The sequence below is a fragment of the Colwellia piezophila ATCC BAA-637 genome, assembly GCF_000378625.1.
GTDB classification, from domain to species: domain Bacteria; phylum Pseudomonadota; class Gammaproteobacteria; order Enterobacterales; family Alteromonadaceae; genus Colwellia; species Colwellia piezophila.
Genome location: NZ_KB905161.1, coordinates 517126 through 539973, shown reverse-complemented (window position 1 = coordinate 539973; position 22848 = coordinate 517126). Strand labels below are relative to the sequence as shown.

At 39.5% G+C, this 22848-nt stretch carries 24 protein-coding genes; 16 read left to right on the top strand and 8 right to left on the bottom strand.

The window, feature by feature from the left end; genetic code table 11:
* Window positions 1-100: 100 nt before the first annotated feature.
* On the bottom strand, window positions 101-373 hold the full coding sequence (locus F580_RS24025) for an REP-associated tyrosine transposase (protein WP_040356867.1): 273 nt from the start codon (window positions 371-373) through the stop codon (window positions 101-103).
* A gap of 357 nt (window positions 374-730) precedes the next feature.
* On the opposite strand from F580_RS24025, the gene F580_RS0105700 reads away from it, so the two are divergent.
* From F580_RS0105700 to F580_RS0105675, 5 genes are all read left to right on the top strand, one after another.
* Window positions 731-2293, top strand: a complete 1563-nt coding sequence (locus F580_RS0105700) for an MBL fold metallo-hydrolase RNA specificity domain-containing protein (protein ID WP_019026734.1) — start codon at window positions 731-733, stop codon at window positions 2291-2293.
* A gap of 375 nt (window positions 2294-2668) precedes the next feature.
* Window positions 2669-2950 carry a hypothetical protein gene (locus F580_RS0105690; protein WP_019026732.1) on the top strand — a complete coding sequence of 94 codons (282 nt, stop codon included), beginning with the start codon at window positions 2669-2671 and terminating at the stop codon, window positions 2948-2950.
* Window positions 2950-4245, top strand: coding sequence for a type II toxin-antitoxin system HipA family toxin (locus F580_RS0105685; RefSeq protein ID WP_019026731.1), 1296 nt, complete (start codon window positions 2950-2952; stop codon window positions 4243-4245). Before F580_RS0105690 ends, F580_RS0105685 begins: the two co-directional genes overlap by 1 nt.
* 412 nt (window positions 4246-4657) lie before the next feature.
* Window positions 4658-4816 carry an MBL fold metallo-hydrolase RNA specificity domain-containing protein gene (locus tag F580_RS25905; protein WP_019026730.1) on the top strand — a complete coding sequence of 53 codons (159 nt, stop codon included), beginning with the start codon at window positions 4658-4660 and terminating at the stop codon, window positions 4814-4816.
* A gap of 393 nt (window positions 4817-5209) precedes the next feature.
* Complete coding sequence (locus tag F580_RS0105675; RefSeq protein WP_019026729.1) at window positions 5210-7162, top strand: nucleoside-diphosphate sugar epimerase/dehydratase; 1953 nt, start codon at window positions 5210-5212, stop codon at window positions 7160-7162.
* 95 nt (window positions 7163-7257) lie between these two features.
* Here the strand turns inward: F580_RS0105675 and F580_RS0105670 are convergent, their stop codons facing one another.
* The 6 genes from F580_RS0105670 to F580_RS0105645 all read right to left on the bottom strand — a co-directional run bounded on the left by F580_RS0105670 (window position 7258) and on the right by F580_RS0105645 (window position 13559).
* Window positions 7258-8595 carry a Fic family protein gene (locus F580_RS0105670; protein WP_019026728.1) on the bottom strand — a complete coding sequence of 446 codons (1338 nt, stop codon included), beginning with the start codon at window positions 8593-8595 and terminating at the stop codon, window positions 7258-7260.
* A 717-nt stretch (window positions 8596-9312) separates the two neighbouring features.
* A complete protein-coding gene (locus tag F580_RS0105665; RefSeq protein WP_019026727.1) occupies window positions 9313-9768 on the bottom strand; it encodes an REP-associated tyrosine transposase in 456 nt (151 codons plus the stop codon).
* Window positions 9769-10419: 651 nt separating this feature from the next.
* On the bottom strand, window positions 10420-10902 hold the full coding sequence (locus F580_RS0105660) for an outer membrane lipoprotein (RefSeq protein ID WP_026301271.1): 483 nt from the start codon (window positions 10900-10902) through the stop codon (window positions 10420-10422).
* A gap of 37 nt (window positions 10903-10939) precedes the next feature.
* A complete protein-coding gene (lpoB, locus tag F580_RS0105655) occupies window positions 10940-11542 on the bottom strand; it encodes a penicillin-binding protein activator LpoB (RefSeq protein ID WP_019026725.1) in 603 nt (200 codons plus the stop codon).
* 63 nt (window positions 11543-11605) lie between these two features.
* Window positions 11606-12073, bottom strand: coding sequence for a YcfL family putative periplasmic lipoprotein (locus tag F580_RS0105650; protein WP_157443002.1), 468 nt, complete (start codon window positions 12071-12073; stop codon window positions 11606-11608).
* Between the two features lie 34 nt (window positions 12074-12107).
* Complete coding sequence (locus F580_RS0105645; RefSeq protein WP_019026723.1) at window positions 12108-13559, bottom strand: COG3014 family protein; 1452 nt, start codon at window positions 13557-13559, stop codon at window positions 12108-12110.
* Window positions 13560-13931: 372 nt separating this feature from the next.
* On the opposite strand from F580_RS0105645, the gene F580_RS0105640 reads away from it, so the two are divergent.
* The 3 genes from F580_RS0105640 (at window position 13932) to F580_RS0105630 (ending at window position 18365) form a co-directional block, all read left to right on the top strand.
* On the top strand, window positions 13932-15446 hold the full coding sequence (locus F580_RS0105640) for a S10 family peptidase (protein ID WP_019026722.1): 1515 nt from the start codon (window positions 13932-13934) through the stop codon (window positions 15444-15446).
* Between the two features lie 267 nt (window positions 15447-15713).
* Window positions 15714-17531 (top strand): translational GTPase TypA, encoded by a 1818-nt coding sequence (gene typA, locus F580_RS0105635; protein WP_019026721.1) that lies wholly within the window; start codon window positions 15714-15716, stop codon window positions 17529-17531.
* 651 nt (window positions 17532-18182) lie between these two features.
* On the top strand, window positions 18183-18365 hold the full coding sequence (locus F580_RS0105630; RefSeq protein ID WP_019026720.1) for a hypothetical protein: 183 nt from the start codon (window positions 18183-18185) through the stop codon (window positions 18363-18365).
* A 19-nt stretch (window positions 18366-18384) separates the two neighbouring features.
* Here F580_RS0105630 and F580_RS0105625 read toward each other — a convergent pair whose 3' ends face one another.
* Window positions 18385-18609 (bottom strand): hypothetical protein, encoded by a 225-nt coding sequence (locus F580_RS0105625; protein WP_019026719.1) that lies wholly within the window; start codon window positions 18607-18609, stop codon window positions 18385-18387.
* A 107-nt stretch (window positions 18610-18716) separates the two neighbouring features.
* Between F580_RS0105625 and F580_RS0105620 the strand changes: the two genes are divergently transcribed.
* From F580_RS0105620 to rplF, 8 genes are all read left to right on the top strand, one after another.
* Window positions 18717-19610 (top strand): virulence factor BrkB family protein, encoded by an 894-nt coding sequence (locus F580_RS0105620; protein ID WP_083926947.1) that lies wholly within the window; start codon window positions 18717-18719, stop codon window positions 19608-19610.
* Window positions 19611-20048, top strand: coding sequence for a D-aminoacyl-tRNA deacylase (dtd, locus tag F580_RS0105615; RefSeq protein WP_019026717.1), 438 nt, complete (start codon window positions 19611-19613; stop codon window positions 20046-20048).
* A gap of 275 nt (window positions 20049-20323) precedes the next feature.
* On the top strand, window positions 20324-20692 hold the full coding sequence (rplN, locus tag F580_RS0105610; protein WP_019026716.1) for a 50S ribosomal protein L14: 369 nt from the start codon (window positions 20324-20326) through the stop codon (window positions 20690-20692).
* Window positions 20693-20704: 12 nt separating this feature from the next.
* A complete protein-coding gene (rplX, locus tag F580_RS0105605) occupies window positions 20705-21019 on the top strand; it encodes a 50S ribosomal protein L24 (RefSeq protein WP_019026715.1) in 315 nt (104 codons plus the stop codon).
* Between the two features lie 13 nt (window positions 21020-21032).
* Window positions 21033-21578 carry a 50S ribosomal protein L5 gene (gene rplE / locus F580_RS0105600; protein ID WP_019026714.1) on the top strand — a complete coding sequence of 182 codons (546 nt, stop codon included), beginning with the start codon at window positions 21033-21035 and terminating at the stop codon, window positions 21576-21578.
* A 4-nt stretch (window positions 21579-21582) separates the two neighbouring features.
* Window positions 21583-21888, top strand: a complete 306-nt coding sequence (rpsN, locus tag F580_RS0105595) for a 30S ribosomal protein S14 (RefSeq protein WP_019026713.1) — start codon at window positions 21583-21585, stop codon at window positions 21886-21888.
* 19 nt (window positions 21889-21907) lie between these two features.
* Entirely contained in the window at window positions 21908-22297 is a 390-nt protein-coding gene (gene rpsH / locus F580_RS0105590; protein ID WP_157443001.1) for a 30S ribosomal protein S8, read from the top strand.
* A 10-nt stretch (window positions 22298-22307) separates the two neighbouring features.
* Window positions 22308-22841, top strand: coding sequence for a 50S ribosomal protein L6 (gene rplF, locus F580_RS0105585; RefSeq protein WP_019026711.1), 534 nt, complete (start codon window positions 22308-22310; stop codon window positions 22839-22841).
* Window positions 22842-22848: the final 7 nt, after the last annotated feature.

Below are 22848 nucleotides of genomic sequence, written 5' to 3'. Positions count from 1 at the left end.
GTTTGTTTTTGTGAATAATAAAGCGCGAATAAGTTCAAGAGCTGCGCGAATAAATTCCCGCCTACGGGGTACAAATTACCGCGTACGGCATATATCCTTTTTATTTTAAATAAATACAATCCCAGAAGGCATAATCACTAATATTGTCAACCAAGCCTGCTCTTAAGGGGTTGGCAACAATATACCTTGCTTGAGTAATTAGATCGTCTTCACTCTTTATATGATGTTCGTAATAATCAGCTTGCCATACTTTACCCTGTTTATGCTTTTCTTTGTTGATCGCTTGTGCACTTCGTCCTTTCATACGTTTAATTACTTCTGCTAGAGAATATTTTTCTAATAATTGAAACTGCCAATGTAGGCGGGATTTCAATCGCGCAGGGTTACGGGATTTCAATCCCGCTTTTTTGAAGGCGCGAATAAGTGCAACGGGAATAAATACAACGTGAACAAGTGCAGGTTCTGCGCGAATAAATACCTAAGAGATGCGCGAACAAGTTCCCGCCTACGGTTACTCCCAGAACAATTAAGTGGCAACCATGCCAGGTCTAAGGCCAAAGCGTGAATAAATTCTTAAGATATGCGCGAATAAATTCCCGCCTACGGGTTTTGCAAATGATGTTTGTTTGTTGGTGATTATTTTGGGGTAGTAATGATTCGTATGGAATGACCTTGAATGATCTATGCTTAGTTAAAGGATGTTGGTATAGCTATTTAAAAGGATTTTGAAATGGATTTTAAACCAGAGATTGTTCATCACGGTGCGGTTAATGGTGTTACTGGCTCTTGTCATCAACTGAATATTCATAACTCTTCTAGTGTTTTAATTGATTGTGGTTTGTTTCAAGGGGCGGAAGTCTCGGGTAAGTCGGGTGCCGATCATTTAACTATCGGCTTTGATATCAGTAATATTACTGCGCTCATTGTGACTCATTGCCATATAGATCATGTTGGCCGTATTCCTTACCTTTTAGCGGCGGGTTTTACCGGGCCAATATTTTGTACTGAGGCGACAGCGAGTTTGCTGCCGTTAGTAATTGAAGATGCACTTAAAGTGGGTGTTACTCGTGATAAGAGTTTAATCGCTGCTTGCATTAAACTACTAAAACGACAAATTAAGCCAATCGCTTATAAACAATGGTTTGAGTTACCGGTTAACGAGATTCTCTCTTCTTATTCTTCTTCTGATTCATCTGATCCTGTTGGTTATCAACAAGCAAAAGCAAAGTTTCAACCGGCGGGTCATATTTTAGGATCAGCGTATGTTGAGATTGATCTGGCTATACCTTTAAAGAAGTCCTCAGCTAGCCCTAAAGATAAGCCTCTAGCCAAGAAACACCGAGTGGTGTTTTCTGGTGATTTAGGTGCGCCGTATGCGCCTTTATTACCCGCGCCTAAAAGTCCTTATCGGGCTGATACTTTAATTATTGAGTCGACTTATGGTGATAAAAATCATCAAAGTAGAAAGCAGCGCAGACAAAACTTGCAACGGGTGATAGAAAGAGCGGTAGCTGATAATGGTGTGGTGCTTATTCCTGCCTTTAGTATTGGTCGCACGCAAGAGTTGTTATATGAATTAGAGCAAATCATCTTTCAGCAGCATAAAGCGCAGCAACAAAGAGCCCTTCAGCAAAAGTCTAAACAAGTAGGCTCTCAGCAAGCTAGCAAGGCTGGAACAAAACCGGAGGATAATAGCTTTTGGCAATCTATAGAGGTTATTGTTGATTCACCCATGGCGGCAAATTTTACAGAGCAATACAAACAGTTTAAAAACCTATGGGACGCGGAGGCTAAGCAAAAAGTCGCTACAGGGCGACATCCGCTTAATTTTAGTCAACTCTATACCATTGATGACCACAAACAGCATTTGTCAGTGGTGAAAGCATTAGCAAAGCGTAATAAGCCCGCTATTGTTATTGCTGCCAGTGGCATGTGTGCTGGTGGTCGTATGGTCAATTACTTAAAACAATTTATTAGTGATACAAGCACTGATATTTTGTTTGTTGGTTATCAAGCTCAAGGCACACCAGGGCGTGATATTCAAAAATATGCTCGCAAGCATAATGGCTATGTTATTTTAGAGGGTAAACAATACGATATTAGGGCAACAGTACATACTATTAGTGGCTATTCGGCTCATGCTGATCAAGCGGGTTTAGTTAACTTTGTCAGGCGTATGCGCCATAAGCCCAGTTATATAAAAATTGTTCATGGTGATGAGCAGGCGAAAAAATCACTGCAGGCCTGTTATCAAGGTTTGTACCCCCAAGCGGATATCGAGATAGCCGAGTAGCGCATGACGGGGTCAGGTCTTGAATTTTGCGTCCTTTAATTTCTTCGGCTAATTTTATTTCATCTTATCGGACTTAATTAGGGCGAAATATGAGTTGGCCATTACGTTTAGAGTTTGCAGGGGCGCTTTATCATATAACTTCACGCGGTAATGGCCGAAATTTAATTTATCTTCAGGACGATGATTTTGAGTTTCTTTAGTTACCTTAAGTGATGTATGCGAACGCCATAATTGGGTTGTTCATGCAAATTAGTCGCATTGTGGCAAAATACAAGACCTGCCCCCTATACTATAAAATATAAATTGGATACTATTATGTCCTAAGTTATAGTTTTTAGGTTATAATGGATACTACTGTGTCTATTGTGGTGTTTTATGAATAAGTTATCTTTATTGTCAGCCAGTGATGTTCAGGCGACACTGTGTGAGTGGCTTGTGGTTAAAAGAAAGGCTGCAAAACTTTCTCGCGCTAAGCTTGCTCAATTAAGCACAGTACCTGCTTCTACGATTAAAAAATTCGAAACTACTCAGCAAATTTCTTTTCGTCAGTTTATTTTACTTTGGCAGAGTTTAGATGAATTAGCACACTTAAAATCTCTCACTAAAAAACAAGATGCTAATGAAATTCCTGCCTCTATTGATGAGGTCTTGCGATAATGGATTATGGACGTGTTAATAAGTTAGAGGTATTTCGTAAGCTAGCAAATGGTGTGAATGTTGCAGTTGGCGTTTTAGCTCAAAATCGACAAGGTATTTACTTTCAATATGATACACATTATTTGAATCAATATCATAACCTATCCCCTTTTAACCTTAGTTTTGACTCATCATTACAGCTAGCGCCAGTAAGACCCCATAATAGTTTACATGGTGCTTTCTCTGACTCACTCCCCGATGGTTGGGGCTTATTATTAATGGATAGAGTCTTTAGGCAAGTTAATACTCTGCCTGCACAAATTACCGCTATGGATAGGCTGTCGTTTGTAGGTGAGGGTGCTATGGGAGCATTATCATATTTACCGATTTCTGAACTACAAAACAATAATGTTCCAGAACAGTTATCAATAGCGCAATTAGGTTTACAAGCTCAGGCTATTTTTGATGGCCAAACGTCAGAAGTATTACAAGCATTGATTAATGCTGGTAGCTCAGGAGGAGCAAGACCCAAAGCTCAATTATATTTGAATAACCATAATGATCTTTGTAGTACAAATGTTAGGGATGATAGTGAAGCATTTTTAGTTAAGTTTACTTCTTCACAACTTTCACTTGGGCATGATGAGGGAGTGTGTGAGGCTGCTTATTTAACCATGGCGAAACAAGCGGAGATTGATGTCCCTGAATGGAGGTTATTAGATGCCCCTAGAGCTTCAGGCGCTAAGCAGTGGTTGGCTGTTAAGCGTTTTGATGTTGTAAAAAATCTGGATGGCAACGAGGGGAGGTTACACCTACACAGTGCAAGTGGTTTGCTTGATGCTGATTACAGAATGCCAAGTTTAGATTATGAAGATTTAATTAAAGTTAGCAGCATAATTTGTCGGAGTCCTGCTGCAGGACAGATAATGTTTCGCAGAATGGTGTTTAATTTGTTTGCTTTAAACCAAGATGATCATAGTAAAAACTGGGCGTTTTTGCAGCAAGATGATGGGCAGTGGCAATTAGCTCCGTTTTATGATGTTACTTTCAGTCCTTCATCCTATAGTGAACATGCAACGGCTTTTTGTGGTTTTGGAAAGCAACCAAGCTTGAAAGTGATGCAAAAATTAGCAGGACAAGCAAACTTTGCTAGCTGGGAGCAAGCGCAATTGGTGATCGATGACGTGGTAGAGGCGGTGCAGTCCTTTACTCGAATTGCTAATGAGTTAACTATAAACTCTGAAGTGACAAGGCTTATCAATAAACAGCTGAGTAGCACTTATTTAGATAATAAAATATTGTTACAAAAAAAATAGCTTTGTAGTAAGTTAATGACATTGATATGTCTAATATGACGGGGTCAGGTCTTGAATTTTGAAAGTTTTATTTTTTAAACTAGAATTGTTTTATTCATAACTAGTTTAGATGATAGGAATATGACTCGGTCATTACGTTTAGCGTTTTACGGTGCGCTTTATTACATTACTTCGGTTTGTACTATTCTCAGATCTGCCGCATTGTTGCAAAATACAAGACTTGACCCTTTTGGTACGACTACTACTAAGTGATGCGCGAATGAATTCCCGCCTACGGGGAGTGTTGATGTAGGCGGGATTTCAATCGCGCAGGGTTTATTTTTGTGAATAATAAAGCGCGAATAAACTCCTAAGTGATGCGCGAATAAATTTCCGCCTACAGAGTTTTGAGAATGACGTTGGTTGGTAGCGTTTGCATGCTGACCAAGCGGGTTTAGTTAACTTTGTCAGGCGTATGCGCCATAAGCCTAGTTATATAAAAATTGTTCATGGTGATGAGCAGGCGAAAAAATCACTACAGGCCAGTTATCAAGGTTTGTACCCCCAAGCGGATATCGAAATAGCCGAGTAAGATGATTCACCTTTCATTAATTATGAGTTTTTAGCTATGGTTATTTAATTTAACATGGCTATGTAGATAACTCAGGAGCCATTATTTAATTTGGAATTATTACTTGTAGGAGCGGTTTTAACCGCGATTTTTAAAAGAGATCGGGAATAAATTCCCTCCTACAGGTTTTTTTATTTTCTTCCTGAGCAAGGTGCATAGGCACGTAATTTAATGAGAAAACTGTTTAAGAACAAGACCCTCGATTGAGCAATAATTGGCTATAGAAAATGAAGGCCTGATGTCATTGGCTTTTACAAGTTAGTAACAGTGTAGATGTACAATAACACCTCTATTTAGGTTATAATCCCCAACTTATCAAGGAAAGTTTTATCTTGCCGAAAAAGGATCTCCTAAGTGTCTCTGATTAAGTCTGTTTTGAGTTTACCCCGCCCGTATAAACGTGCCATTTCGTTATTAATAGATTCTGTGTTTTTATTTAGTGCTTTTTGGTTAGCTTTTTTAATGCGCCTTGAAAGTTTCTCGCCATTCTTTAACCCAGACTATTGGCTTGTTTTTGCCGGTGTTTTACCGTTAAGCTTATTAGCTTTTGTCAAGCTAGGCCTTTATCGGGCGGTATTGCGCTATATGAATGTGCAAGCGCTCACTGCTATCGTTGTGGGCAGCGTTATTTCTGCCGTGTTGCTTGTTATCTTTTTATTCATACTAACCACCGGGGCTCCCAGAACCGTACCCTTTATCTTCATGTGTCTTTGTATTATTTTCATCGGTGGCTCAAGGATGTCTGTTCGATTATTGATTGCTCATCAGCGCTGGCATAAAAAAGCTTCAGTACTTATTTATGGTGCAGGCACTGCAGGCAGGCAGCTAGCAACGGCATTAACTCAAGGGCCAGAACATCACGCGGTTGCCTTTATTGATGATGATAAAGCATTGCAAGGGCATAATATTCAAGGTTTACGGGTGTATTCTGCACAGGAAATTCCCACACTTATTGAAGCTCACACCGTAGAGAAAATATTATTGGCCATGCCAAGTGCTTCAAGAGCAAGGCGCAAAGAAGTATTGAGTAAGGTTGAGTCACTTGGCGTGCAAGTATTAACTATTCCCGGTATGGCTGATCTCGTGCAAGGAAAAACTAAACTTGAAGAATTTAAAGATGTTGGTGTTGAAGATTTATTAGGGCGAGATGCTGTTGCCCCTAAGCCTGAATTAATGAATGCCGATATCGCCGGTAAAGTGGTGATGGTTACTGGTGCTGGTGGCTCTATTGGCTCAGAGTTGTGTCGTCAAATCATGCAATTAAAGCCGACTAAACTGGTATTGTTTGATCTATCAGAATTTGCTTTGTACAGCATTGATAAAGAGCTTAATGAATTTAAGCAAGAGCATGACTTAGCGATAGAAATATTTCCGCTTATGGGCTCAGTGCAAAGAGTGAATCGTATTGAAACAGTGATGAAAAGTTTTGCTGTGCAAACGGTTTACCATACAGCCGCCTACAAACATGTGCCCTTAGTTGAGCATAATGTTGTTGAAGGTGTAAGGAACAATATATTTGGTACCTATTCCACCGCTCGCGCGGCCATTAATGCCAAGGTAGAGACCTTTGTATTGATATCAACTGATAAAGCGGTACGGCCTACTAATATAATGGGTACTACTAAACGTATGGCAGAGCTAATATTGCAAGCGTTATCGAAAACCCAAGATACGACTCGTTTTTGCATGGTGCGTTTTGGTAATGTTTTAGGCTCTTCTGGCTCGGTAGTACCATTGTTTAGAAAGCAGATTCGTGCCGGTGGTCCGGTAACGTTAACGCACCCTGATATTACTCGTTACTTTATGACTATTCCTGAAGCTGCTCAGTTAGTAATTCAGGCGGGCGCTATGGGTAAAGGCGGTGACGTTTTTGTGTTAGACATGGGCGATTCAGTTAAAATTATCGACTTGGCCAGTAAAATTATTCACCTGAGTGGTTTCTCAATTAAAGATGCACGTAACCCTGAAGGTGATATCGAAATAAAATGTACTGGCCTTAGACCCGGTGAAAAGCTTTATGAAGAGCTGCTTATTGGCGATAACGTTGCCGGTACTAGCCATGAACGTATTATGTGTGCACAAGAAGTAATGCTTGATTGGCATGAGTTAGAGCCGGTGTTAAATGAGCTTGATAATGCCTGCCATGAATTTGACCATGAATTAATTCGTAAGATATTGCTTAAGGCACCAACAGGCTTTAACCCTACCGATGGTATTTGTGATTTGGTTTGGCAACAGAAAGAGCAAAAGCCAGCAAAAACCGCTGAAGTTATTGAATTGAAAGTGGCTAGCACCAAAGTTAAGTAGCTTGATTGTAGGAGGGATTTCAATCCCGATTCTTTGAAGGCGCGAATAAATTCAACGCGAATAAATTCCTAAGAAATGCGCGAACAAGTCCCCGCCTACGGGGATAGGATAGATTTCAGTTTGGCTTCGGCATCATTACTTCCTTGAGCAATAGCCGTATATTCATCGATCAGCTTATTCAAGCCAAGGTTTTTCTCTCCTCTAAAGTAATCAATATTACGTTCGATTTTTTTTATCAGCTTGGCTAAGGCTACGTCATCGACTAAAGGCTGAGCCTTTTTAGGTTCAAACAACTCACGCTCTTGCGGGAAATTAACAAAATAGCGCAGTCCACGTTTACCAGCGCCAGACGGAATCAGTAGACCATTATTCACTAGCGATTTTAAATCTCTAGTTGCTGTTGCGGGAGGAGCACCTGTGATTGCTCTATATTTTTCATTGGTCAAACCATCACGAACAAAGCCATCCGCACCTACAGAGAATATTTTATTCATTACTTTTTCCTGGCGACTGTTTAACTTGATGTCTCCATAAACAGCCCAAAATTTTGATTTTTTCAATACAAATTCAACAGACTCAAGCGACTTAGTTTGCGACTCATTGACCAGCTCTACGAACCATGCCACCCAATTATCCACGACTAATGTCGAATTAGTTCCTCTTAACTGCTGGTAATATTCCATCCTATTTGTGTTGATCACTATTGAAATACTGAAAAGTGGAGGACGAGAAAAATCTTGAAATAAGGCGTGCTCGGCAATAGCTCTACCAACACGGCCATTGCCATCTTGAAATGGGTGAATTGCGACAAACCATAAGTGCGCTATAGCTGCCTTTATTGGACCTGATAAAGGGCTACCTTCACAGGCAATAGCATCATTGTTATACCACTGGAAAAATGCATTCATTTCGTGTTCTACTTCATTGCGATTTTCGGCAGGCGCTTTATAAATAGTCTCTGTATCACCATACAAATTTTCCCGTACAACATTTATTGGTGAATCTCTATAATCCCCCTTAATAATTGAATGCACGTAATAATCTTCGCTGCCATGTAAGAGCAAGTCATGCCAATGACAAACTAAAGATTTAGACATTGGAATAGAGACACTTTTACGAACATCAACAAGCATCGCGGCAATACCTTTCTCTTTTGGAAAATAACCACCGCGTTCAGGTTCTTTTAAACCGAGAAACCTAGCCACAGAAGATCGTACTTCCTCCCTGTTTAGCTTTTCCCCCTCAATAGCACTGGTACTTAAAGCTTCTTCAACTAACATGTGAACATAGGCGTCATCATGATCAGTTGAAGACAATTGAGATATCGCTCCTTCAATGCTGTAAGCCTTTTTTGCATATTTATTTAAACTTGCTGTTACACGAGAGATATCATATTTAAATAACGGCCAACCTTTACTTTCCCAATGATACATTTGATTTATACCTTAGTTTTCTTTAAATCATTTTATAACCTTTTTTGATTTAATAGTCTATTGTTTATAAATCATTTTGTAAGGCTTTTTATGCGCAATAAAAGTGCAGGGTGTGGTATACATGCCATGAATGCATTAACCGTTAAGTCCAAAGTGCGAATGAACTCCCCTTTAAAGCGCGAACAAATTCCTAAGAGATGCGCGAATAAATTCCCGCCTACGGTTACTCCCCGAACAAGTTACCGCGTATGGGGTTTACGGGCACTTGTAGGAGGGATTTCAATCCCGATTCTTTGAAGGCGTGAATAAATTCAACGCGAATAAATTTGTAAGAGATGCGCGAATAAATTCCCGCCTACGGAGTTTTGGGAATGACGTTGGTTGGTAACGTCTGCATTCTCTGATAAGTGGCATCCATGCCACGTATGCATTCTCTGATAAGATATTTTTTGTACGTAACCGTTCTCCAATCTCTTCAGTTACTCTCCTGTCATTCAATAATAAATGAAATAGATACTTAAATGAGCTAGTTAATGATGTTCGCTACATTTTTATGCGAAATAAAGTGTCATTTAATCACACTTTATTGCGCATGAAAGTGTGAGGTGTTACAAATTACCGCGTATGGTATACGCGGGCAGGGTGCGGTAGGCGGGAACTTGTTCGCGCGTTTTGATTGTGATGTTAATCACGTGTTTCACTGCATATATCATTTATTTATTTTAAATAAATACAATCCCAGAAGGCATAATCACTAATATTGTCAACCAAGCCTGCTCTTAAGGGGTTGGCAACAATATACCTTGCTTGATGAATTAGATCGTCTTCATTCTTTATATGATGTTCGTAATAATCAGCTTGCCATACTTTACCCTGTTTATTTTTTTGTATGTTGATCGCTTGTGCACTTCTTCCTTTCATACGTTTAATTACTTCTGCTAGAGAATATTTTTCTAATAATTGAAACTGCCAATGTAGGTGATCTGGCATTAGTGTATAGCAGATAGTTTTGATAGCCTGCTCATCTTCGAGCTTTAATAATTGAAGAATAACGAGTTGTGCGCTTGCTAGCTCAGTGAAAAGGCATTCTCTATTGTTTGTTATACAAGTTATCGCGTAATAATGAAAAGGCTGAGATATTCTGCTTTTTCGTAAAAGATGAGAGCGACGCATAATAATTCCATTTATTTAATCGTTATATCAGTTTAGTACATTGGAATTGTTATGTAGGCGGGATATTAATCGCGCGTTTTGATCGATTGTAGGCGCGAATAAATTCCCGCCTACGGTAACAAATCCCCGAGTATGGGATTACGGGTATATGGAGGGGATTTAAATCGAGGATGATTGTGATGTTTATCACGTATTTTGATCGATTGTAGGCGGGATTTTAATCGCGCTTTTTTGAAGGCGTGAATAAATTCAACGCGAATAAATACCTAAGAGATGCGCGAATAAGTTCAGGAGAATCTGCGTCCTGCATTCTCTAATAAGTAGCATCCATGCTACGTCCGCTAAGAAATATCGGGAGTCATTGGAAGCTTGGTTGGGTGCATGTCGGTTATAGGGCACTTGTAGGAGGGATTTCAATCCCGATTCTTTGAAGGCGCAAATAAATTCAACGCGAACAAATTCCTAAGAGATGCGCGAATAAATACCTAAGAGATGCGCGAATAAATACCTAAGAGATGCGCGAATAAATTCCCGCCTACGGTTACAAATCCCCGAGTACGGGGGTACGGTTATATGTAGGCGGGATTTTAATCCCGCTTTTTTGATCTCCGCGCAATGTAGGCGGGATTTTAATCGCGCATGATTATTCGATTAAAATTGTTTATCTATTCTGACATTACCGTTGGCTAGATAAACCATTCTCACTGCATCTTGGCGATGAAAGACCATTTGTTGATCATAATCTTGAATCACCATGAATTGCTGACAGTGTTGCTCCGAGCACTCTACTTCAATCATTAGCTCGACTAAGCGAATCACTACCGTTTTACCTTGGCTGCGATTGTTGGCCATTTTACCGCCAATAACTGCGCCTAGGACTGTGGCAATGTCTCTACCACTGCCACCACCAAATTGATTACCAATGGCGCCGCCAATGAGCGCGCCACCAAAGGTTTTCCAACCGCTGTTTTTATCTTCAACCAACTCTTCTTGGCTAACGTTTCTGGCAGAAATAACAGTGCCAAAAAGTACCTTTTCAACGGCTACTGCTTTGTTTCTGTCGTAGTCGGCATTGGCTGAATAACTAAATAAGCACATCAACAGAGTTAAGCTTGTTAATAATAGTGATTTCATCATAATACTTTCCTAGTTAACAATTTAGTAATCGCTACTACCAGCTAACGAATTCTTTACCTTTGGTTTTACGAATTTCAGTTTCGTCAGCCCATTCTACTAGGCCGCTTTCTAAATCCATTAAACGTAGGGTGAATTTGTAATAAACATCAGTCTGGTCTTTATTAGACTTAACAATGCTGGCTAAGTTGCCATAAAGCATATATTGAGCGCCTACTTGCTTACCAAATTGCATGGCTTTAGCTGTGTCAACCATGCCACTGTTTTGTTGATAATCAAGTTGTTTACGTGCGGCTTCTACACGGCTCATATCGACAAATCTAAATTTACCTGAACGCAGCAGTTTAGTCGAAATAGAGTCAGTAATTGATTCGGTATCGATATGCTCACTGGTTTTGTTTTTGATGCTTTCTACAAACATAATAGGACGAGAGTTGGCTGTTAATGTGCCGACTACTGGAGAAAGTAATAATGAGTCAGTCATTTGGCCGGCAACTTTTTGTAAGTCGGTTGAGCCAAAGCTGATGTCTGTTGTTTCAACTTCTGTTGCATCGCCATAACGTACTACTGATTTATTGGTACAACCGGCAACAAGCGTTAGTGTTAGTGCAACACTGGTGATCATAATAAGTTTTTTCATTGGTATTTCCTTTTACTTTGGTAATGTTAATTAGGTATTACTAAATCGTGTATTTGTTATCAACTAAAATTTAAAAAATTCCTCTGGTACTTCACGAACATAAAGACTAAACGAGGCAACGGTAGTCGTTGGCGCTAATCCTGGCACTGTTGCTGTTTGCATGCCGTGTAAATCAAGTGGTTGCCATGGGCTTTTACCCGCTTCAAGGACAAAACCGTCTTTATCAAACCAGGTAAATTGATATTGTAGCTGCAGGGTTTTCTTGTAGGTACTGGTTAGTGATAAGTTAACTTCAAGCAGGTCATTGTTGGTTCGAGAGCGAATGTCGCTAATATGAAGCTTCTTCGCCAACTTTGGATTGTGCAGCTGTAAATGTTTACTGAATTTTTGCCCTGGGGCTATTTGATCACTACCAACACCGGAGGTAACCGGTGGTACATTTTTACAAGCACTAATAAATAGGGTGACCGACAACGCAGCGACTAAGAGTGCGGAACGTTTGGTCATTATTTTAGCTATAGATGTAGTCATTTTAATTACTCCGTGTGTTAACTGGGCGTCGCAGTTAAAGATTCAAACTCTGATAATGAGTATAATTGCCAATCGCCGTTAATTTTACTAAGGTTTGCCTGTCTTCAAATATTTCAAAGTTTACCGTGCGCTTATTACCATTAATGTTCATTTCTACTTCATGTTTACCGGGCGCAAAATCCAAACGCAGTATATGTATGCTATCAGGTAGTGTACTCCAGCTGCGGGTATCTGCTTTTTCTGAAGCAACGTTATAAAGAGCGGCTAAGATATTACCGATATCACCACCTTTGCGGCTTATTTGTTTTCTTATCTCTTCTTTGGCAATAATACGAACAACTTGTCGGGTGACAATTACTGGCATTTCATCTTGTAATTGCTTGGCGGCCAGTGATTGTAGGCGAACAATTTCTTGTGATTGATAGTGCTTGCCTTGATAGCTTAAAGATAGTCCTGAGTATTGACGCAAGCGATTTTGATAACTCGGTAAAGCAAGGCTATAAAAGCGCATGTCACCATGACTGGTAAATATAGGCAAGTGGATGGAAACTTCTTGCTTACTGTTGATGATGCCTTGTTCTACTAGCACAACTAATTGCCCGCTTGCTGCTGGACTTTGTTTATTAGCACTGCCTTGGCTGTTACCTTTAGCTATGTCTTGGGAGAAGCGTTTTTTAAATAGCTGTATATCATTGTCCATACCTAGAACGTTAGCTAGTCGCCAGACATCTTGCTGTACCGTGACATTGTGCGGGTATATTTCTAAGGCTTTTTTATAATCTATATAAGCATCATTAGCTTGTCCGGCTGCTTCATAGAGTACACCGGATAAATAAAAGGTGTAGGCATTTTGAAAACCATTTTTCACCTCGCCAATGGCGGTATTCATTGATGGATATTTACTGGCTAAGCTTTCGGGGCTTACTCCTTTGCGAGCCATTTTTTTTTGGCTGTCAAAGATTGCTTGTTGATTCGCTTTTAATGCTTTGTTTTGTACTAAATTAGCACGCCTTATTTCAACTAAGGCACCAGAAAGATCATTTTGACTTAAGTAGTTAAGTGCTTGGTAACTATGTAACATGCTTTGTTCGTAATAGGGGATGTCATAGCGAATGGCGTTATCGTTACTGACCACAGCCGCAACGTTTTCTACGCCACGACTGAGCTGAACTTTAGCCGCTTGCTCAGCTTGTTGTACTTGTTTATAAACAAGCTCAAAGTCTTGTTTACTTAGTTCATGTTGGTTGGCTAAGTACTCTAACCGGCCCTTTTCTAATAAGCTTAAACTGTAACTAACATTACCCTTATCACGCTGAGGAATTAATGTCAGGGCTTGTTCGAAGTTGCCACGTTGTTGTGCACTTTTTACGCCATGCATTTGCTTATTATAATTACTAAATAGATCACTAAATGAGGTGCTTGCACAAGCAGTCAACATGAATGTAAGAAGTAGCGGGAGAGTGTTTTTTAAAGAAATATTCAGCATTTTAGTAGCTTATCTTGTTCAATGTAGATAGCAAGGTGGTAACTGTATAAAAAATGTAAAATTATGAAATAAATTGCAAGTTAATATGACCGCGATAACGAACAGTCAGTCCCTATCAAGTTGTGATCGAAACGTTTGGGCGTGTTTTTAATTCCCTTTGCCGCATTTTTATCATGGCTCAATTTACTTGTTGGTAAGTAAGTGACTTAATAGCAGGCATGAATAATAATTATCGAGGTGAATTATTCACTAACCGCAGCTCATCTTTTTGCTTGGTATTTTATAATACCAATCCGCATAAAGAAGTAACTAGCTGAATATTTAACCAAAACAAAATAAATCAATAAAACTTTAAAAATCTAAGGTTTAACAATGAATAATACACTAACAAAGATGCTAACTTTGGTGATAGTGGTACTGTTTTCAGTCAATGCTTTGGCCGAAAATGAACGTACACTCGCCATTGATGAGAAGAACACCACGAAACACAGTACTAAGGTTAATGGTAAAAAGTTTAAATACACTGCTACTACGGGTACGCAACCGGTATGGGATGATGAAGGTAAACCCATTGCGAGTTTGTTTTATACCTATTATCAGCGCAGTGATGTAAAAGATACCGCCAAACGCCCATTGGTTATTTCATTTAATGGTGGCCCAGGCTCTGCTTCGGTATGGATGCATGTTGCTTATACGGGACCTCGGGTATTAAATGTTGATAGCGAAGGTTATCCTCTGCAACCTTATGGCGTTAAAACCAATCCCTATTCAATTTTAGATGTTGCAGATATTGTTTTTGTTAACCCGGTTAATACTGGCTATTCACGCGTATTGCCGGATAAAGACGGTAAAATGCCAACTAAAGAGCAACAAAAGAAAATGTTCTTTGGTGTTAATGCTGATATTAAATACTTGGCAGAATGGGTTAATACTTTTGTTAGTCGCAATAACCGCTGGCGCTCACCTAAATATTTAATTGGTGAAAGCTACGGTACTACCCGTGTTGCCGGTTTAGCCAAAGAGCTACAATCGCGTCAGTGGATGTATGTCAATGGTGTTATTTTAGTATCGCCAACTGATATTGGTATCAAACGCGATGGCCCAGTGGAAGCCGCTAATAGATTACCGTATTTTGCTGCCGCTGCTTGGTATCACCAAGCCTTAACTCCTGAGTTGCAACAAAAACCGTTACAAGAGCTGCTCGCTGAAGTTGAAGCGTATACGCTTAGCAAATATTTACCGGCGTTAGCTAAAGGTGGCTTTATTTCAGCCGAAGAAAAACAGCTTGTTGCTGAGCAAGTCTCTAAATATTCAGGCTTATCGATAGAAGCGGTTGTTAATAACAACTTAGATGTTGATAATAATTTTTTCTGGAAAGAGTTGTTACGTGATAGAAAACAAACCATCGGTCGTTTAGATTCACGTTATTTGGGTATTGATAAAAAAGTTGCTGGTTCACGACCTGATTACAATGCTGAGTTAAGCTCGTGGTTGCATAGTTTTACTCCGGCAATTAATTATTATTTACGTGAAGAGTTAGATTATAAAACAGACATTAAGTACAACATGTTTGGTAATGTTCATCCTTGGGATCGCACCGGTAATAACACCGGCGAAGGGTTACGCTCTGCGATGGCGCAAAATCCTTACCTGCAAGTCATGATTCAATCAGGTTATTTTGACGGTGCTACCAACTACTTTGATGCTAAATATACCCTATGGCAGTTAGACCCAAGCGGTTTGATGAAAGACCGTTTATCATTTAAGGGTTATGAAAGTGGGCATATGATGTATTTACGTCATGAAGACTTAAGACAATCAAATCAAGATATTCGCGATTTTATTAAGAATAGTTTGCCAGCGGAAGGTCAAGCGGCGAAGTATTAATGCATCTCAATTTAAGGTATTAGTTTAACTATTAGTAGAGGTATTGGCCCACTATTAGATAACTAACTTGGACGAATGAAAAGCTTACTCAATAATTTGGCTAAGCTTTTTTGTTATCTGTACCGGGTGAAAAAGCGCAGGCAAGTCTAATGAATTATATATTGATTTCTTTTTAGTCAGAATTTCTGTATAATGCGCGCAAAATTATAGCCCTATTCGTTAATCGGCTAAAGTAGCGATAAACGATCGTAACAGCGAGTAAAGCCTGTGTTAGATAAATTAAGAAATGTGGCAATCATTGCCCACGTTGACCACGGAAAAACCACTTTAGTTGATAAATTACTTGAGCAATCAGGTACTTTAGATTCACGTGCGGGCCATGACGAACGTGTTATGGATTCAAACGATATTGAAAAAGAACGTGGTATTACAATTTTAGCTAAAAATACCGCTGTTAACTGGGGCGACTACCGTATAAACATCGTAGATACTCCTGGTCATGCTGATTTTGGTGGTGAAGTAGAACGTGTTATGTCAATGGTCGATTCAGTACTATTGATTGTTGATGCACAAGAAGGCCCTATGCCACAAACGCGTTTTGTAACCAAAAAAGCATTTGCTCAAGGTTTAAGACCAATTCTTGTTATCAATAAAGTTGATAAGCCAGGTTCTCGCCCTGATTGGGTGATGGATCAAGTTTTCGAATTGTTCGACAACTTAGGCGCAACAGATGAGCAACTTGACTTTAAAGTAGTATACGCTTCAGCAATTAACGGTTGGGCTTCTTTAGAAGAAGGCGTTATTGGTACTGACATGACACCTTTATTCGATACTATTATCGCAGAAGTACCGGCACCAGATGCCGATCCTGAAGGTCCATTGCAAATGCAAATTTCTCAACTTGATTACAGCTCATACCTAGGCGTAATCGGTGTTGGTCGTATTAAGCGTGGTAGTGTTAAACCTAATCAACAAGTGACAGTTCAGCTTGCAAATGGTGGCGTACATAACGGTAAAGTAGGCAAAGTATTTGGTTACTTAGGCCTAGAACGTTATGATATTGAAGAAGGTTTTGCTGGCGATATCATTGCTGTTACCGGTTTAGGTGAATTAAAAATCTCTGATACGATTTGTTGTCCAAAAGAAGTGGAAGGTTTACCAGCGTTATCTATTGATGAGCCAACCATCAATATGACTTTCCAAGTAAATACTTCACCATTTTGTGGTCAAGAAGGTAAATTCGTTACTTCGCGCAACATTAAAGAGCGTTTAGAAAAAGAATTAGTGCACAACGTTGCTTTACGTGTTGAGCAATTAGATGATCCGGATAAATTTAAAGTATCAGGTCGTGGTGAACTGCATTTAGGTATCTTAATTGAAAACATGCGTCGTGAAGGTTTTGAATTAGCGGTTTCTCGTCCAGAAGTTATTGAACGTATGATCGATGGTGAGTTACAAGAACCTTATGAAACGGTAACTATTGATGTTGAACAACAACATCAAGGTGCTGTCATGGAAACAATGGGTATCCGTAAAGCTGAATTAACTGACATGGCACCTGATGGTACTGGTCGTATTCGCATGGATTTCATTATGCCAAGTCGTGGTTTAATTGGTTTCCAAACTGAATTCATGACCATGACTTCAGGTTCTGGTTTGATTTACCATACGTTCTTCGAATATGGACCTCATAAAGGTGGTGAAATTGGCCAACGTAAAAATGGTGTAATGGTTGCTAACGCAACTGGTAAAGCCCTTACTAACGCTATCTTTAACTTACAGTCTCGTGGCCGTATGATGATTGGGCACGGTATTGAAGTTTATGAAGGTCAAGTTATTGGTATTCATAGTCGTGATAACGATTTAACTGTTAATGCACTTAAAGGCAAGCAGCTAACTAACGTTCGTTCTTCAGGTACTGATGAAGCACAAACATTAACGCCACCAATCTTAATGTCATTAGAGCAAGCTTTAGAGTTTATTGATAATGATGAGTTGGTTGAAGTAACACCTAAAAGTATTCGTATACGTAAGAGATTCTTAAAAGAGAATGAACGTAAACGTGAAGGTAGAGGCAGTAAGTAATTACTGACCACCTTACTAACATTTAAAAAACGTTTAAAAAAACGCCTATCACGAAAGTGATAGGCGTTTTTTATTGTCTAAAGAAAAAATACAGGATGTAAGTATGTCGTTGAGGAAGAGGTGTAGGCGGGAACTTGTTTGCGCTGGGAAATAATTGATAAACGCTGATTGAAAACCTGTATACATGCGCGATTGAAATCCCGCCTACGGCATTGGCACCGCGTAGACGAGAACTTGTTTGCGCTGGAAAATAATTGATAAGCGCTGATTGAAAACCTGTATACATGCGCGATTGAAATCCCTTCTACGAATGCATATACCATCCCCGTAGGCGGGAATTTATTCGCGCATCTCTGGGAACTTGTTCGCGCTGGGAAATAATTGATAAAAACCTTGCTGTAATGCCTTATCATCTTTGTAATACATCTCTGCAATTGTTGTCAGATTATGTCAACGATGACATGATGTTTTATAGTAAGTGGCTGTTTATATTGATTAAATGAAATTAAATTAAATGAAAGAAATAACATATTAATATCTTGTTACTTCTTCATGCAAAAGAATGAAGCGGAGAGAGGGGTTAATGACTAGGCTTATGGGTATCAAGCCGTAAGCAACTTACTGTTTTATTCAAACAAAAGGAATTGTATTATGTCCCCAGTACAACTTAAAAAACTCCAAGAGCTTAGTCGGATATTTAGTCAAGGTAAAGCCAACCCTAAGCAAATCCAGCAGCTATCTGATTTATTGGCGCAAATTAACCGCTATGAAGAAGAAGAGCAAGTAATAGAAAGTAAGCAAGTCAGTTTTATAGCCGCGCCACGTTTTAACTAATGTTAGAACTAATGAGTTGTTACTCATTAGTTCTATAAGTAGCGGCATCTATAATGGACCATAAATGAAAAATTGCCGCGATAATTGCTGGGAAAACTAGCCACCAAAGCGCATAACCGCCAACGCAAACAATGGCAAAAATGATTGCTGCCATTAACCTACCTTGTACTAGTTGGCCCAAACCTGGGAAGAATACATTACAAATAGCTGCAATTACATTACCCGCAGAACCTTGTTTCGACATTAAACACTCCTATTTTATCTTCCTAAGATCAATCGACCCTAGATAATTCATTAACGCTATCTTAATATATGTATCAAATAGGGCAAATAAGTAAATTGTTAACAAATATGAGTATATTCGATAAGGCAAGCCTTAGGGGTTTTTGGCATGAAAATAAAGGGCTACTATTTTATTTTAGCCGACGGGTGCGCCGAGAGCAGATTCAAGTCGTCGCGGGATATCTATCTTATGTATGTTTGATGTCATTAGTGCCTTTAATGGTGGTTATGTTATCAGTGATGACCGCATTCCCAATATTTGGGGAGTTACAGCAACACATTGAACAGTTTGTTTATCAAAATTTTGTCCCTGCTGCAGGCAATGTGCTGCAAGAGTATTTAACCGGCTTTGTCGCTAATGCCTCAAAAATGTCAGCTGTCGCTATCTCTTTTTTGTTTGTTGCGGCGTTATTACTTATTTCCTCAATCGATAGTACTTTTAATAAAATTTGGCGAGTCACTGACAAACGTCGAACGATAACTTCATTTGCCATGTATTGGATGGTGCTAACCTTAGGGCCAATATTGGTCGGCGCTAGTATTGCTTTAACTTCCTATATAGTTTCTGCAGTCGCTGTGGATGAATATGATGTCTTAGGCTTGTTTGATATTTTTATACGTGCACTGCCATTACTTTCTTCCATTATCGCTTTTGTTATTCTCTATATGGCTGTGCCTAACAAAGCGGTACCTTTTAAGTCTGCTTTGATAGGCGCTGTCGTGGCCGGCATATTATTTGAATTGGCAAAAAAAGCGTTTGCCTTATATATAACCGCCTTTCCGTCTTATCAGATTATTTATGGCGCATTAGCCGCTATACCGATTATTTTCTTATGGGTTTATGTTTCTTGGCTAATTGTCCTGCTAGGGGCATTAATAACAGTATCATTACAAGAATATGCGACATTAAATGAAGACAAGAGCAAAGCTACTGAGAAGGCCGTAGCAGAGGTAGATGAATAAATGATAGCTTTAATCCAGCGTGTCAGTCAGGCAAGCGTTACCGTTGATAACCAAGTCATTGGCGATATTAATAACGGCTTATTAGTATTTCTTGCTATTGAACCAGAAGATAATGAAGTTAAAGCTAAACGTTTAGCACAGCGTGTTGCGGGTTATCGCATCTTTAATGATGCAAATGACAAAATGAATTTAAATGTTAAGCAGGTTGGTGGGGATATTTTAGTGATATCTCAATTTACTTTAGCAGCAGATACCAATTCCGGATTGCGACCAAGCTTTTCTACGGTGGCAAAGCCTGAGTTAAGTAAGCATTTATATCAGTTTTTTGTCCGGCAGCTTAAAGAACAAGGATTTTCAGTGCCGACAGGGGAGTTCGGTGCGGATATGAAGGTCGCATTAATAAACGATGGTCCGGTGACATTCACTTTAAGGCTTTAAAGCTTTAAGCCTTAATGCCTTAAAGCTATCTAGCATTACCGCCTTTCTCGCACTGCTTAATTTTTAGCTAATTTGACTATCACTTTTGAGTGAGCGGTGTTATAATCTCGCGCCCGTTAAGTTTGAGTGATGACATTTATGTCTAAATTCTAACCGAAACGGGGTCTTTCAAAAGGCAGTGACGGGTCAATTTTTGGCCTTAAATTAAATATTATCTTATTGTTTATTTTGTGTTTCACAAGATTTAGAAAAAAGATAACAATGGAGCAAAATCAATGATCCAAATGCAATCACAGCTGAATGTTGCTGATAACAGTGGCGCTAAGCGTGTTCAATGTATAAAGGTTCTTGGTGGCTCGCACCGTCGCTATGCACGCATTGGTGATATCATCAAAGTTGCCGTAAAGGAAGCAAGTCCTCGCGGTAAAGTAAAAAAAGGTGATGTTGTTACTGCGGTAGTGGTGCGCACTAAGAAAGGTGTTCGTCGCACTGATGGTTCTGCCATCCGTTTTGACGAAAACGCGGCTGTAATTTTGAATGCAAACTTACAACCAATTGGTACTCGTATTTTCGGGCCTGTGACACGTGAACTTCGTAATGAGAAATTTATGAAGATCGTATCATTAGCACCTGAAGTACTTTAAGGAGTCACGATAATGGCATCTAAGATTCGTCGTGATGATGAAGTAATTATACTTGCTGGCAAAGACAAGGGAAAGACTGGTAAAGTCACTAAAGTTCTTGTTGAAAACGGTAAAGTATTCGTAGAAGGCGTTAACTTAATCAAGAAACACACTAAGCCTGTACCTCAGTTACAGCAGCCTGGTGGCATCATTGAAAAAGAAGCACCTTTACAAGTTTCCAACGTAGCGATTGTTAACCCAGCAACGGGCAAAGCAGATCGTGTTGGCTTTAGAATTGAAGACGGCAAAAAAGTACGTTTTTTCAAATCTAATAACGCATTAATTTAAATTGGAGTAAACGATGGCGAAACTGCATGATTTATATAAAGATACAGTTGTAGCTGAATTGCAAAAGCAATTTGGTTATAAAAGTGTCATGCAAGTCCCTCGGATTGAAAAGATCACCCTTAACATGGGTGTTGGTGAGGCTATTTCTGATAAGAAAGTGCTAGAACACGCCACAAATGATCTTACTGCAATCTCAGGGCAAAAGCCGGTCACGACAGTAGCACGCAAATCAGTTGCGGGCTTCAAGATTCGTGAAGGCTACCCTATTGGTACAAAAGTAACTCTACGCGGCGAACGTATGTGGGAATTTTTAGAGCGTTTTATCTCTATTTCTATTCCTCGTATCCGTGACTTCCGTGGCTTAAATCCTAAGTCATTCGATGGTCGTGGTAACTACAGCATGGGCGTTCGTGAGCAGATCATCTTCCCTGAAATCGAATACGATAAAATCGATAAGATTCGCGGTTTAGATGTCACTATTACTACTAGCGCGAAAAATAATGAAGAGGGACTAGCTCTATTGTCTGCCTTCAATTTCCCGTTCCAGAAGAAGGTGTAGAGTTATGGCTAAAACGTCAATGAAAGCTCGTGAAGCTAAAAGAACCAAGTTAGTAGCACAATATGCTGAAAAGCGTGCTGCTCTAAAAGCTATCATCTCTGGTACTGATTCTTCTGATGAAGATCGCTGGGATGCTGTATTGAAACTTCAAAGTTTACCTCGTGATTCGAGCAGTAGCCGTCAACGTAACCGTTGTAGCATTACTGGTCGTCCACATGGATTCTTACGCAAATTTGGTTTGAGCCGTATTAAATTACGCGAAACTATGATGCGTGGTGAAGTTCCAGGTCTTAAGAAAGCTAGTTGGTAATTCACGGGAGTAAATGGTTATGATGACTGATCCTATCGCGGACATGTTTACACGCATCCGCAACGGTCAATCTGCAGCAAAAGTTGCAGTTACAATGCCATCTTCAAAAGTTAAAGTTGCAATTGCAACATTACTTAAAGAAGAAGGTTATATTTCAGAGTTTTCAGTATCAGGCGAAGCAAAACCTGAACTAGCTGTTACATTGAAATATTTTGAAGGTAAAGAAGTAATTGAAGTGATCAAACGTGTTTCACGTCCTGGTCTTCGTATATACAAAAGCTGTGATGAACTTCCTAAAGTTCTTGCTGGCATGGGTATTGCGATCATTTCGACTTCTAAAGGTTTGATGACTGATCGTGCCGCTCGCTCTGCGGGTATCGGTGGTGAAGTTCTTGGTTTCGTAGAGTAAGGAGAATAATATGTCTCGTGTTGCAAAAGCACCTGTCGTTGTCCCTGCTGGCGTTACCATTACGTTATCAGGTCAAGACATTACAGTTAAAGGTCCAGTAGGTGAATTATCACGTACGATTCATAAGTTTGTTGCAATTTCTCAAGAAGAAAATGTAATCAAAGTTACAATCGCATCTGATAACAAGCAAGCTTGGGCTCAAGCCGGTACTTCACGCGCTTTAATCAATAATATGGTTGAAGGTGTTAGTAAAGGTTTTGAAAAGAAATTAGTTTTACAAGGTGTTGGTTACCGTGCCAAAGCTGCTGGTAAATCATTAGATTTATCTTTAGGTTTCTCACACCCAATCAAACATACAATTCCTGAAGGAATTACTTGTGAAACTCCTAGCCAAACTGAAATCATACTGAAAGGTTGTGATAAGCATTTAGTTGGCCAAACCGCTGCGAATATTCGTGCATACCGTAAACCTGAGCCTTATAAAGGCAAAGGTGTTCGTTACGCTGATGAAAACGTTCGTCGTAAAGAAGCTAAGAAGAAGTAGGGTAATA